The sequence below is a fragment of the Chitinophaga nivalis genome (assembly GCF_025989125.1).
Lineage (GTDB): Bacteria > Bacteroidota > Bacteroidia > Chitinophagales > Chitinophagaceae > Chitinophaga > Chitinophaga nivalis.
Window position 1 is genome coordinate 3,941,427 of record NZ_JAPDNR010000001.1, and the last position, 12,423, is coordinate 3,953,849.

Genomic DNA, 12,423 nt, shown 5'->3' on the forward strand with positions numbered 1-12,423 from the left:
AGGCCGCGCTTCCTGAAACGGATCTGACTTGTTATGCCCGTGAATGATCGCTCCGGATATCATCTCCCGAAAATAAAAAATATACCACCTGCGGATTATTTTATGATCGGGAGATGATAAAGTAAAAGGCAATTATTTCCCCGTCATCTTACTCCGGAAGGCGCCAGGTGTTTGTCCGGTTGCCTGCCGGAAGAGCCGCAGAAAATATTTAGGATCGTCAAAAGCAAGTGTGCCTGCAATTTCCTTGATGCTAAGATTGGTGTAATACAACAACCGCCTGGCTTCCAGTATTGATTCCTGTTTAATCCAGAAAGTGAGCGTGTGCCCCGTGAGATTTTTCACCGTATCATTCAGATAGGAAGGAGAAATATTCAGCATAGACGCATACTGTGACGGACGTTTGATGGTTTTGAAGTGCTGCCTGACCAGTTTTTTGAATGCCCGTACCAGCTGTACGGCCCGTGCCGGATGTTGTATGCCGGCTGTTGCCCTTTGGGTGTAAATACCCATGGCCCGGTAGATGAATGCTTCCAGCAAGGCATGCAATACCTGTTGGGTGAAAGGGATGGCCTTTTCGTTGCCGAATGCCTGAAAGAGCGACAGACAAAAGTTTGTCAGCGTATCTTCCTCTTCTTTTTTCAATTTTATTTCCAGCGATTCATCAGACAATTGTTCCAGCATATTGCTGCAATGTTCTTTGACGAGCAGGTGATCGAAAGAGATCACATACCCCTGGCTTTTATGATAGGAAAGGACTTTGTGAATCTGTCCGGGTAGCAGCAGGAGCAGGGTTCTGGCCGACAGGGATATTTCCCGGAAGTCGACAAACAGGTCCAGTTTACCGTGTGTTACCAATACAAATACATAATGATCATCGCGATGTTCGCCATCGGATGGTTGTTCAACTGTTTGCTGGAATTCCTGCAGCTGCCGGATCTGGAAGCCCGACAGCTGTTTATCCATCTGATTGACAGGAATATTTTTACGTTTCATGACGCTGCAACTTAAAAATTATTGCCGGATTATTAAAGTGCTGTGGTCGTTGTAACAGATACCTTCACACTCATACCAGGGCATAACAGGGATTGCAGCTGGTGATAATCGGTGATCCTGATTTTCACTGGTACCCGTTGTACAACCTTCACAAAATTGCCGGTGGCGTTGTCCGGAGGCAATAAAGCAAACCGGGCGCCGGTACCCGGTGCATAGTTGTATACCGTTCCCTGCAAGGGTTTTCCGGGGAAGGCATCTACTTTGATGGTCACCGGTTGTCCGGGCCGGAGGTGTTCCAGTTGTGTTTCTTTGAAGTTGGCGGTAACATATAAACTGTTGTCGTGCACCACAGAAAAAAGTTGCTGCCCGGCCTGTACCAGCTGTCCTTGTTGGATAAATTTTTTGGAAACCAGTCCTGTCGCCGGCGCCATCATACGGGTATAGGTGAGTTGCAGCCGTGCAAAATCTACTGCTGCCTGTTGCTGATCGATGCCGGTGTGGGTTACTGCCAGCTGTGACTGTGCGCTTTTCATTTGTTCCATGGTGGCCAGGTATTGCTCCTGTGAAGCCAGGTATGCTGCCTGGGCTGCGTCTTTAGCTGCTTTGGCATGTTCATATTGCTGGCGGGTGATGGCGCCTGCTTTCACCAGGTGCTGATACCGTTCATAGTCCTGCGTTGCCTGCCACAGCTTTACCCGGGCCGCTTCGGCTTCTGCTTTGTATCGGGAGGAAAAAGCACGGGTAGCCTGGATACCTGCCTGTGAAATGCCTAACGTCTGGCTCGCTCCTTTCTGTGCTGCCAGGGCCTGTTCCAGCTTTACGGTATAGTCGCGGTCGTCCAGTACTACCAGTGCCTGTCCTGCAGTTACCCGGGTATTTTCTTCAAAGAGGATACTATCCACATAGCCGCCAATCCGGGCTACTACCGGGCTGATATCACCATCTATCTGGGCATCATCGGTATCTTCATGATGGCGGTAATAGTTGTATTCCCTGATACCTAATACGGTACCTGCCAGTAGCAATACTGATAACAGGAGGGTGATTTTCTGATTCGTTTTCTTTGTCTTTGTTTCCATATGCAGTTAAAAGTTATGGGTCAGTGTACCGGTTGATTTCAATAAAGTATAGTAGGCCAGTGCCGCTTCCGTGACAGCCAGCTCATAGTTGATCTGTGCGCGGAACCGCTGTACCTGTGCATCTATGCGGTCAATCGCAGCTATTATATTGTGCTGGTATTTTACCTCCATCATGTTATCATTTTCGATCGCCTGGCGGATGGTGGGTTGCAGCAGCTGTACTTTTTCCTGCATCAGATGATAGTTGCGGAAAGCTGCATGTACTTCCCGGCTGATATAATCCTGCTGTAATAATTGCTGTGTATGGGTTTGCCGGAGTTGTACCGCGGCGCCGGCCGCCTTATTGCGGGTAGTCCACAGAGTGCCCATATCCCAGGTGACCTTCACGCCTACCGTGATGGGCGTGATATATTGTCCGGATGCCGGAATGAAGTTGCTGACAGCATTCACGTAATACAGGTCGGCACCCGCTTTGAGGGCAGGCAACTGTGCTGCCCGGATGCTTTTCAGCTGGAGCTGTGCGGCTTCCTGCTGCAGGGTCGATTGCTGTAATCCACTATGGTGCTGCCAGGCAAGCTGCAGGTAATGATCCAGGCTGTCGGCAGCAGGCGTGGTGGTGTCCGGAGGGGCCGGCGAGCAGGCTGTTTCCGGTGCTATACCCAGCAATACCGCCAGGTTGTATTGAATGATTTGGCGATTGTTTTCCAGGGTGACTGCCTGTATCCGGATATCTGATAACTGCAGTTCAAAACGCAGCACATCATTCTTCGTAACGAGTCCCTGTTCAAAAAAGCGGTTGGCCTGTTGCAGCTGCAACACCAGTGCAGCCTCGTTTTTATCTGCTATCTGCCGGAGCTGTATGACCTTATACAACTCATAGTAGGTACTGATGATGGCATATACTATTTCATTTTCATTACCGGCGATATCCAGCCGGGCGATGTCGGCCAGCAGTGCTGCTGACTTCCGGGCAAACCGCAGCTGGTTGCCATTAAAAAGGGTGGTATACAGGGAAAGGGTACCCATATAGCTGTCGGCCCGGTCGGGCAGCAGCATAGCTTGTTCGCCCATGTTCAGCCGGTGTGCGGGAATTTCCGCATGCGTAAAACCATAACTCGCTTTAGCGGTAGGGAGGGCGGCATCCCTGGCCTGGTTATACCGGGCCATCGCTGCTTCGAGCTGGCCGCGTGACAGTTTTAATTCCTTGCTGTTGGTCAGCCCCATTTTCACGGCTGCCGGCAATGACAGCGGCATGGTCTGTGCCAGCAGCTTACCACTGCCCAGCAGGACATAGATCAGGATCCCGGCCACTGTTAGCCGGGCGGTGCTTCTTATTGTTTTCATGCAATCATTGTTTTTTGTAAGTACCGGCCGCCTTAGTGCAGGTCTGCGGCAGGTGCGGATTTATGAGCAGATTTCGTCAGCAGTACAAAAGGCACGGCCAGGAGGAACAACATACTTACAGCCAGGTATACATCCATATAGGAGAGGATGGTTGCCTGCTGGTTGACACTTATATCCAGCAGCTTGTAACTGCTTTTTACAGCGATGTTCACCGGCATACCCTTGCCCTGAAAAGATTGTTGGACGGCCAGGAGCCGATGCTGTACCGCCGGATCGGCATTGACCAGGTGGCTCACCAGCGTGTTGCGGTGGAATACCTGTTGCCGGGAAATATAAGTGGTGATAACGGCAATACCGAACGATCCGCCCAGTTGCCGCAGCATACCGGTAAAGGCTGCACCGTCGGCAATTTCATTGGTTTTAATGGTGGCAAATGCAATATTGCTGATAGACACGACAAAGAAATTCAGCGCGATATAACGGAACAGCAATACCGTAAAAAAGGTGTAGATATCGGTGTGTGGCGTCAGTATATTACGGCTCCAGTAACAGTTAAACGCAAACAGGAGCATACCGGCAGCCAGCAGGTATTGTGGCTTTACGCCCATTTTATTGAGCCGGGTCACCACGGGCAGCACAAAGATGCTGGAGATGGAAGAAACGGCAACCAGCAGCCCCGCATCGGTAGCCGGCCAGCCCAGCTGCGATTGGGTAAAGAGCGGTACAATAAACGTAGACCCGTAGGAACCAAATCCATAAATAAAAGACAGGATCGTTGCCATCAGCAGATTTTTGTTGTGTAATACCCGCAGGTTTACGATGGGATGTGTACAGGTGAGCTCCCGCCAGATAAAAAAGAAAATACCGAAGAATGCGATCACAGACAGAATGGTAATGATTTCGCTGTTGAACCAGTCTTCTTCCTGGCCGCGTTCCAATACAAACTGCAGGGAGCCGATGGCCGCAGCCAGTAAGAGTATGCCCATCCAGTCTACTTCGCGGGCCGATTTTTTACTGCCGTACTGCGGGCTCCGGATATACTGAAAGGAGAGGAGTGCGGCGATGATACCCAGTGGCACATTGATATAAAATATCATTGGCCAGCTGTAGTTGTCGATGATGTAACCGCCGAGTATCGGACCTAGTGACGGACCGATAATGACACCCAGGGTGAAGATAGCCTGTGCCTGGCCGCGTTTTTCTGTGGGGTATATTTCCGTGATGATGGTCTGCGAAGTGGCCAGCAGCGCGCCGCCGCCCATGCCCTGCAGAAAACGGAATACCGATAGGGCGAAGATATTGTTGGACTGGCCGCATAAAAAAGAGCAGATGGTAAACAATACGATGGAGCCTGCAAAGTAGTGCGTCCGGCCAAACTGCTGCGACAACCAGCTGGTCATCGGGATGATGATCACATTGCCGATCGCATAGGCGGTAGCTACCCAACCGACTTCGGTGAGGGTCGCACCCAGATTGCCCTGCAGGTCATTCAGCGCCACATTCACAATGGTTACATCCAATAGCTCCAGTATGGCGCATAACATCACCACCATCGTGATGATGATTCGCCGGTATCCGTATTCAATCATTGATTCCTGTAACATGCCGTCATGATTTCCTATGTGAATAATGACGGCAAAATTATTCCCGATCCTTGCGCAGTAAAACTGACAATTCGCACTTTTAGGTGGACGAAATACGGATATCAGCGATCCCTGTAACGCACCAGGAGCAGACAACCGTTATCATTGATGACGTTTGCCTGCTCCTGATTTATACTGCGGGGATGCCCTATTTTCGTGGCTTCTTCTTGAATTTATTGACCCATATCAGGGTGCCGGTTACCGGAAGGCTGGTGGCGATCAGGCAGGCAATAAAATATAGGATGCGGGAGAAATTATTGAAGATATCACCGGTATGCAGGGAACGGATGGAGTCTGTGATTTTCTCATTCCATTTTTTATCTGCAAAACGTTCTGTCTTCAAAACCGCTGTGGTAAAGCGGTCCAGCTGCACTTTGTCGGGTGCTGAAAGAGAGAAGAAGCCGGTACGTGATTTAGTGATGACTACGGCGGTACGGATATCTCCCGACAGGGAGATGCGGGTATCACCCTGGAAATCGAGTACGGTATTGGCTTTGGCCAGGTAGGCTGCTACTGCCGGAAACTGGGTGGTATCTGCCGGCAGGGCAGACGGCATGGGTTTTTCTCCTCTGCCCCGAAACACCTTTACGCCCATTACCTTGGTTACCCCATCGCGGTACCACTCAAAAGACCAGCACAGGCCAGTTAAGCCCATCACCAGCAACAGGAGGAAGGAGTAGAAGCCAAGCGTATTGTGCAGGTCGTGGTTGACCCGTTTCCAGTTGGCGCTGAACATGATTTTGAATCCCTGCCGGATGTTTTTAAGCCGCGCCGGGAACCATAGTACCAGACCCGTGAGCACCAGGAAAATAAAGATGATGGTGGATACGCCCACGATAATGCTGCCGCCGTTTTTGTCGAGCAGCAGCCAGCGGTGTACACGCATCATCCAGAAGAAGAAACCGGAGGTGCTGCTTTCGCCCGTAGCCTTCACGGTGGCGGAATAAGGATCTACATACCAGGTTTCACCCCGTTCCTGCTTTGGTTTTTTCACTCCGAACAGGTAGGTCCGGTCGGACTTGCCGGGAATTGTCACCGATGTTACTTTACCTCCGGATTGTTGTTCCAATCGGACAATGAGGGTATCCACCGGCAGTGGCTGTGCTCCTGCGGGGGCTACCACCTTGAATCTGGCTGGTTCCAGCAATTGTTCCACCTCCGCGTGGAAGGTATAGATGGTACCGCTTAAACAAACGATAAATAATACCAGGCCGCTGGCCAGTCCCAGCCAAAGATGGATGTCATTGAATAATTTCCGGAGTGTATAGTTTTTTTTCATGTATCGGTAATAATTGAGCTGCCCATGGTTTGAGGGCAGCGCAAAAATATCAGAAATAATGGATAAATAAAGCTCCACGTGGTACCGCAGCTTTTATTATCTTTGCCACATCATCATTATTACCACATATCAGCACACCCATTTGGTGGTACCTGCCTCCCAGGCAGGCTACAGCTATTGCTGAGCCTTCCTCCCTGCAAAACGATATTCAGATTATTCACTTTCCGAAAGCATCTTTTTCGGATAATACCTGTATGTATGTCTATCCACCATAAACAATTAGTCCTCGATGCCTTTAAACAACTGATTGGCGAAGGTAATACCGCCCTGTTGGATCACTATATCAGCGACCATTACCGGCAACATAATCCTACCCTGAAAGACGGGAAAGCCGGATTGCTGGCCGCATTATCTGCCCTGCAGCAACAACCCCGGCCTGCGACCACCACTTCGCCGGTGAGGCTGGTCATTGCCGATGGCGACTATGTACTCCTGCTGTTATCCCTTTCCCTCTATGGGAAAACATGGGCGGTAGCAGACCTGTACCGGATAGCACATAACCAGCTGGCAGAACACTGGGATGCCATGGAAGTGCAGCCACCGGTAGCCCTGATCAGTGGCGACATGGCGGGAGATGCGGCTGCCGGTAAAACATTTATACAACAATGTTATACAGCTGTCATAACCGGAGCGGCTACCTGGTCCGCTTTCTTTGCACCGGACTATACCGGCTACTATCCCGATGATACCTGGATGACGGTTACGCAATATCAGCTACACCGGATAATGGGAGAGGGGAGTCTGATAGGGGTACAAGCTATGATGGTCCGCGAAGGCGTGGAATGGGCCTGTTATGATATTTTCCGGTTACGGGGAAATAGTATTACGGCGCATTGGCGGGTGGCGCAGGCGATACCTGCTGTGATGTCGCACAATAATGGTATGTTGTAAGCTCTGCTCCCCGTTTCCCGTAAGAAACGGGGAGCTTTTATGTTTATTAAGGGTAGAACTTTTCGTTTTTCTCCAGCATGGCAATGATGGTATCTATCCTTTTGGTGCGGGTTTCTGGCTTCTTGGCGGTATGTAACCGATAGTAGATGGCAAATTTATTTTGCTTGGTCAGGGTATCGTAGAAGGCTGTTGCTTTTTTATTTTTTTTCAGCACCGCCAGGAAGTCGTCCGGCAGTTCTGCCGTTTTGGTATTGCTATAGGCGTCATCCCAACGGCCATCTGCTTTGGCGCGTTCTACTTCCTGCAATCCGGGCGGTAACATTTTCCCTGCTTTGAGGAGGCGGTCAATATGTTCTCTGTTGCGTACAGACCATACACTTTTGGGCCGTCGGGGGGTAAACTTCTGTACATACGTATCTTCATCAATACGTTTAGACATGCCGTCTATCCAACCGTAACACAGGGCTTCATCCAATGCTTCCGCATATACGATGGAAGGTACGCCGGTATGTTTCTTATGGATGCGTATCCATACCCCATCTTCGGCGGCGTGGTGTTGTTGCAGCCAGGCAGCCCATTCTTCCTGGTTGCTGCAGGTAATGACCGGATATTCTTTTTTGGTAGCCATATCCAAATTTACAATTTTTCGGGAAGTAGGGGGAAATGAGATCAACGTATATGCGTGACGTTTAGTTTGATATTTTTTTTAAAAAGATTTGGAAATATAGTTTAAATGATTACTTTTGCACTCCCTTACAACAACGGACAGGGAATGATTCCGTAGCTCAGTTGGTAGAGCAATACACTTTTAATGTATGGGTCCTGGGTTCGAGTCCCAGCGGGATCACAACAAAGAAACACTGTTATTACGGTGTTTCTTTTTTTATGCTCATACATGCACACCATGCAGCTAGTTAGGCTTTAGTGATAGCTAGTTCAATTTATACCAATAAGAAGACTGGGTAATCAGTGAGATACTATCGTTTTAATATCAACATTTGCAGGTGATATCAAACTGATAATTTTCTTCTTATCAGATGCATCCATGTATTGGTATCAGTTAAAAACGTTTTCTGCCCTCATATTGTCAAACCAATGTTAGTGGCAAGTCGCTTTTATTCATTTGCTTTCTGCCGTCTTTAATTAAACGAACGTCTGAACTCCAAAGGCGAAGCATTTGTCTTTGTCTTGAAAAGTTTGCTAAACGATTGTGAATGTTCAAAGCCCAATTCATAAGCAATTTCCGAAACGGAAAGATTTGTAGTTGATAATTTTTCTTTAGCTTTTTCTATGATTGCGTTCTGAATGTATTGTTGTGTGTTTAGCCCTGTCAATGAACTCAACATGTCACTCAAATAGCGTTGCGATAGCTTTAATTCTGTACTGATATATTTCACTGAGGGCAAGCCGTTTTTCAGACTGTTTTTTTCTTCAAAATAGCTGTTTAAAAGTTTGTCCAAAGATGTTATGATGTCGTGATTGATTGCTTTCCTCGTGATAAATTGCCTGTTGTAAAAACGATTGCTGTAATTCAATAACAATTCTATTTGCGACACCAAAACATCTTGGCTGAAACTGTCAATATTGTTGTCTAATTCATTGGCTATTATAGCAAATAAATTGGTTATGATTTCTTTTTCTTTTGCCGATAGAAATAAGGCTTCTGAAACATCGTAAGAGAAAAAGCCATATTGATTTATTGTGCTTCCTAACGGATAATTTCGGATAAAGTCTGAATGGAAATACAAAGCAATCCCTTCATAGCTTTCTATGTCTTCCGGTGGAAAAACGATTTGTTTTGGCTTCAAAAATGCTAATCCGCCTTCTTCAAAATCATAATATCCTTGTCCGTATTTTATCTGTCCTGTGAATGTAGGTTTAAAGGAAATTTTGTAAAAATCAAGACTTACTTTTTGCCCCTTTGGAAACATTTCAATCGGAACATTATTATAATCAACCAATGCAATCAGTGGGTGCAATGGTGCAGGAACTCCCAAGAGACGCACCAATTGCGAAATACTTTTAATGTGATTGATGTTAGATTGTTGTTGCATTTTTTGTTTACGAATTTAATCAATTTTGTTTTGACGGACGAATAACAATGTCGCCAATTTCAACATCGTCAGGTTGGCTGATAGCATAAATGACAGCATTGGCAATGGCTATGGGATCTATAGCAATTACTTCCATTCCTTTTTGAATAGTTACTTTCATTTCTTCGTTTTTTAGGTTGTTCGCAAAATCTGTTTTCACAAAGCCTGGCGAAATGCCTGTAATGCGTATGTTTCCGTCTGACTCTTGACGAAACGCTTCTGCAATAGTGCGAATGGCATTTTTAGTTCCTGCATAAACGCCCTGCATTGGGACAATCTTTATTCCTGCCGTTGAAATGATATTGACGATATGTCCCGATTGTTGTTGTTTGAAAATGGGAATTGCAGCCGACATCCCATACAAAACGCCTTTGAGGTTAATGTCAATCATTTCTTCCCAATCATCAATATCCAATTCGTCAATACGGCTTAATTGACTGACACCTGCGTTGTTTACAATGACATCTAATTTTCCGTATTGCTCAACTGCTGTATTTACCAACCGGACTAAATCGGCTTTATTCTTTACATCAATTTTAGCACAGGTGGCTTCACCACCTGTGCTTTTAATTTCTTCAACAATTTGTTGTAATTGTTCTGTTCGCCTTGCACCCAAAACAACCTTTGCACCGGTTTTTGCTAATTCTATTGCAATGGCTTTGCCCATTCCACTACTTGCACCTGTAATAGCTATAACTTTCCCTTTAATATTTTGCATTGATGTTAGCTTTTTATTTGTCTATTTGTTTTTCTAAAAATTCAGGATAGCGGTCACCTACAAGTGTAATTCCATTTACCGTTGTATCAATTTTTGCAAGTTCATCGGCTGTTAATACAATATTTGTACTGCCAATGTTTTCCTCTAAACGATGCAATTTTGTAGTCCCTGGTATTGGTGCTATCCACGGCTTTTGAGCTAATAGCCAAGCTAATGCTAATTGGCCGGTTGTAATATTTTTTTGTTGAGCAATTTCTGAAAGCGCATCTACTAAAACTAGGTTGGCTTTTATGTTTTCTTCGCTGAAACGAGGAATAATATTTCTACGGTCGATATCCTCTAGTTTTTTGTTTATTATACCTGTGAGGAAGCCTTTGCCCAAAGGACTGAACGGAACGAAACCAATTCCCAACTCTTCTAAAGTCGGTATGATTTCATCTTCTGGCTCACGCCAAAACAAAGAGTATTCGCTTTGTAATGCTGATACAGGTTGAATTGAATGTGCTTTTCGGATAGTTTTAGTACTTGCTTCTGATAAACCGAAATATTTTACTTTGCCCTCTTGTATCAGGTCTTTCACTGTTCCTGCAACATCTTCTATCGGAACATTAGGGTCAACTCTATGCTGATACAACAAATCGATGTAATCTGTTTTTAATCTTTTTAGAGACGCTTCGGTTACTGCTCTGATAGTTTCGGGTCTGCTGTCTAAACCTACTGCTGGCCTAGCATCTTTACAACCAAATTTTGTTGCGATTACTACATCTTTTCTATAAGGCTGTAATGCCTCGCCAACAATTTCTTCATTGGTGTAAGGTCCGTAGGCTTCTGCGGTATCAAAAAATGTGATACCTCTTTCAACCGCGTTGCGTAGTAATGCTATGGCCTCTTTCTTATCAAGACCTTTACCGTCCAAAAAGTTTAAACCCATACAGCCAAATCCTAATGCGGAAACTTCCAATCCGCTATTTCCTAATTTTCTTTTTTGCATAATTCTATTTTTAATTGTTTCTTAAACTGACTTAAATTTCAAGTACAAAATTCTTGATTGCCGCTCTATAAAAAGTAGTTGGATTGGTAATTGTTGTAGTCAGATTTTCCACCAACCACCATTTGAACAATTAACCTGTACCTGTTACACATTCAGATAGACCGCATCAAAATCAGCTGCGCCATCAGTAAGATGCATATCTACTTTCGCTGTTCCGGTATTATTGTTAGGTGCACGAATTTTCTCGCAAATCCTAATCTTAAGGAACTTTCTGAATTTTATGATTCGGGAATCCGTAATGCAACACATCATAAGGCATCAAGGGCTGAAAAGGAAGATCAGGAAATTATGCTTAAAACAGGTAAGGGAGGAAAGACTGAGAGGAAACTTAGCCTGGTTGAATATATTGCTCACTGCAATGAGCTTTTTGCAAGGTGTTTGATTATCTTTAATGTCATGTACAAGTTAACCAGCTAATGTGATGTCACATTTCTTACTGGGAGCAAAGCTAAAATGTAAGGATGCAGCAAAGCTTTGTACTCATTGTTTTCAATGCTTTATTTATGGAAATCATGACTTTGGTTGACAGTTTTTGCCTTGTCAATCAAATGTCTAAATATGAGTCCAAAGGAACTATCAGATATTCGTAAAAAGTTTAGGATAATTCAATACGGCCAAGAGCCAGGAAATGTGTCAAAAACCTGTCGATACTTTGACATATCTAAGGAAACCTACTATAAATGGAACAAAGACTATGAAAGTGAAGGAGAAAGCGCCTTAATTAATAGTAAATCTTGTCCTGAAAATCTGAAGCTACGTATTGCAGGTGAGATTGAAGCGCGGATTATACACTTAAGAACCACCTACTATTTGGGGCAATTGCGAATATAATGGTATATGCCAAGTAATAAACTAAAGGATTTTTTATGCATCTTCCTCTGATACTTAGTTATCATATACATATGCTTGAAGCCTCCTTAAATACATAAGAAAGTTCGGAAAAGTACCAGCGGGATCGTTGGAATGAGATTGACTTCAGTAGGTCAGGTTATTTCCGCTAGTTTTCGAAGATCAGAAACAAAAAGGTTCGAGTTTTGTACCATAGGGATCACAGACAACTTACAAACCTCCACGCAAGGCGTGGAGGTTTTGTTTTTTAGTTGAGTGTTTAGTCGGGTTCCTTTTGAATAACCCTGATTTAAATATCCCGGTATTGAATGTTTTCGCTGTCTGTTGTACCATATTTCGATGAACTCAAATCGTTCTCTTTTTGGGATCTCAATAGCGGCATATGCGGTATTGTAACCGTTTTCTGATTTAAGAATCCTGAAG

General features: G+C 45.4%; 12 protein-coding genes and 1 tRNA gene. 3 read left to right on the forward strand and 10 right to left on the reverse strand.

Annotated features, from left to right (window positions below; translation table 11 throughout):
• Positions 1 to 132: 132 nt before the first annotated feature.
• From OL444_RS15710 to OL444_RS15730, 5 genes are all read right to left on the reverse strand, one after another.
• Positions 133 to 993, reverse strand: coding sequence for a helix-turn-helix domain-containing protein (locus OL444_RS15710; protein WP_264731836.1), 861 nt, complete (start codon positions 991 to 993; stop codon positions 133 to 135).
• 32 nt (positions 994 to 1,025) lie between these two features.
• On the reverse strand, positions 1,026 to 2,072 hold the full coding sequence (locus OL444_RS15715) for an HlyD family secretion protein (protein ID WP_264731834.1): 1,047 nt from the start codon (positions 2,070 to 2,072) through the stop codon (positions 1,026 to 1,028).
• A 6-nt stretch (positions 2,073 to 2,078) separates the two neighbouring features.
• Positions 2,079 to 3,416 carry a TolC family protein gene (locus OL444_RS15720; RefSeq protein ID WP_264731831.1) on the reverse strand — a complete coding sequence of 446 codons (1,338 nt, stop codon included), beginning with the start codon at positions 3,414 to 3,416 and terminating at the stop codon, positions 2,079 to 2,081.
• A gap of 32 nt (positions 3,417 to 3,448) precedes the next feature.
• Positions 3,449 to 5,020: a DHA2 family efflux MFS transporter permease subunit gene (locus OL444_RS15725; RefSeq protein ID WP_264731829.1), complete on the reverse strand. Its 1,572-nt coding sequence runs from the start codon at positions 5,018 to 5,020 to the stop codon at positions 3,449 to 3,451.
• A gap of 187 nt (positions 5,021 to 5,207) precedes the next feature.
• A complete protein-coding gene (locus OL444_RS15730) occupies positions 5,208 to 6,338 on the reverse strand; it encodes a PepSY-associated TM helix domain-containing protein (RefSeq protein WP_264731827.1) in 1,131 nt (376 codons plus the stop codon).
• Between the two features lie 258 nt (positions 6,339 to 6,596).
• Between OL444_RS15730 and OL444_RS15735 the strand changes: the two genes are divergently transcribed.
• A complete protein-coding gene (locus OL444_RS15735; protein ID WP_264731825.1) occupies positions 6,597 to 7,289 on the forward strand; it encodes a hypothetical protein in 693 nt (230 codons plus the stop codon).
• A gap of 46 nt (positions 7,290 to 7,335) precedes the next feature.
• Here the strand turns inward: OL444_RS15735 and OL444_RS15740 are convergent, their stop codons facing one another.
• Complete coding sequence (locus OL444_RS15740; protein WP_264731823.1) at positions 7,336 to 7,917, reverse strand: YdeI/OmpD-associated family protein; 582 nt, start codon at positions 7,915 to 7,917, stop codon at positions 7,336 to 7,338.
• A 146-nt stretch (positions 7,918 to 8,063) separates the two neighbouring features.
• On the opposite strand from OL444_RS15740, the gene OL444_RS15745 reads away from it, so the two are divergent.
• A tRNA-Lys gene (locus tag OL444_RS15745) sits at positions 8,064 to 8,136 on the forward strand.
• Between the two features lie 292 nt (positions 8,137 to 8,428).
• Here the strand turns inward: OL444_RS15745 and OL444_RS15750 are convergent.
• Genes OL444_RS15750 through OL444_RS15760 form a run of 3 tightly spaced genes read right to left on the reverse strand, consistent with a single transcriptional unit; the run spans position 8,429 to position 11,091 of the window.
• Entirely contained in the window at positions 8,429 to 9,343 is a 915-nt protein-coding gene (locus tag OL444_RS15750; RefSeq protein ID WP_264731821.1) for a helix-turn-helix domain-containing protein, read from the reverse strand.
• A gap of 19 nt (positions 9,344 to 9,362) precedes the next feature.
• A complete protein-coding gene (locus OL444_RS15755) occupies positions 9,363 to 10,100 on the reverse strand; it encodes an SDR family oxidoreductase (protein ID WP_264731819.1) in 738 nt (245 codons plus the stop codon).
• A gap of 13 nt (positions 10,101 to 10,113) precedes the next feature.
• Entirely contained in the window at positions 10,114 to 11,091 is a 978-nt protein-coding gene (locus OL444_RS15760; RefSeq protein ID WP_264731818.1) for an aldo/keto reductase, read from the reverse strand.
• A 618-nt stretch (positions 11,092 to 11,709) separates the two neighbouring features.
• On the opposite strand from OL444_RS15760, the gene OL444_RS15765 reads away from it, so the two are divergent.
• Complete coding sequence (locus tag OL444_RS15765; protein WP_264731816.1) at positions 11,710 to 11,982, forward strand: helix-turn-helix domain-containing protein; 273 nt, start codon at positions 11,710 to 11,712, stop codon at positions 11,980 to 11,982.
• 152 nt (positions 11,983 to 12,134) lie between these two features.
• Here OL444_RS15765 and OL444_RS31970 read toward each other — a convergent pair whose 3' ends face one another.
• Positions 12,135 to 12,416 carry a hypothetical protein gene (locus OL444_RS31970; protein ID WP_371878170.1) on the reverse strand — a complete coding sequence of 94 codons (282 nt, stop codon included), beginning with the start codon at positions 12,414 to 12,416 and terminating at the stop codon, positions 12,135 to 12,137.
• Between the last annotated feature and the right edge of the window lie 7 nt (positions 12,417 to 12,423).

Coding starts and splice junctions, on each gene's coding strand:
- OL444_RS15750 (WP_264731821.1), bottom strand. CDS start 9,343: ATGCAACAACAATCTAACATCAATCACATTAAAAGTATTTCGCAATTG.
- OL444_RS15735 (WP_264731825.1), top strand. CDS start 6,597: ATGTCTATCCACCATAAACAATTAGTCCTCGATGCCTTTAAACAACTG.
- OL444_RS15755 (WP_264731819.1), bottom strand. CDS start 10,100: ATGCAAAATATTAAAGGGAAAGTTATAGCTATTACAGGTGCAAGTAGT.
- OL444_RS15720 (WP_264731831.1), bottom strand. CDS start 3,416: ATGAAAACAATAAGAAGCACCGCCCGGCTAACAGTGGCCGGGATCCTG.
- OL444_RS15740 (WP_264731823.1), bottom strand. CDS start 7,917: ATGGCTACCAAAAAAGAATATCCGGTCATTACCTGCAGCAACCAGGAA.
- OL444_RS15730 (WP_264731827.1), bottom strand. CDS start 6,338: ATGAAAAAAAACTATACACTCCGGAAATTATTCAATGACATCCATCTT.
- OL444_RS15725 (WP_264731829.1), bottom strand. CDS start 5,020: ATGTTACAGGAATCAATGATTGAATACGGATACCGGCGAATCATCATC.
- OL444_RS15760 (WP_264731818.1), bottom strand. CDS start 11,091: ATGCAAAAAAGAAAATTAGGAAATAGCGGATTGGAAGTTTCCGCATTA.
- OL444_RS15715 (WP_264731834.1), bottom strand. CDS start 2,072: ATGGAAACAAAGACAAAGAAAACGAATCAGAAAATCACCCTCCTGTTA.
- OL444_RS15765 (WP_264731816.1), top strand. CDS start 11,710: ATGAGTCCAAAGGAACTATCAGATATTCGTAAAAAGTTTAGGATAATT.
- OL444_RS15710 (WP_264731836.1), bottom strand. CDS start 993: ATGAAACGTAAAAATATTCCTGTCAATCAGATGGATAAACAGCTGTCG.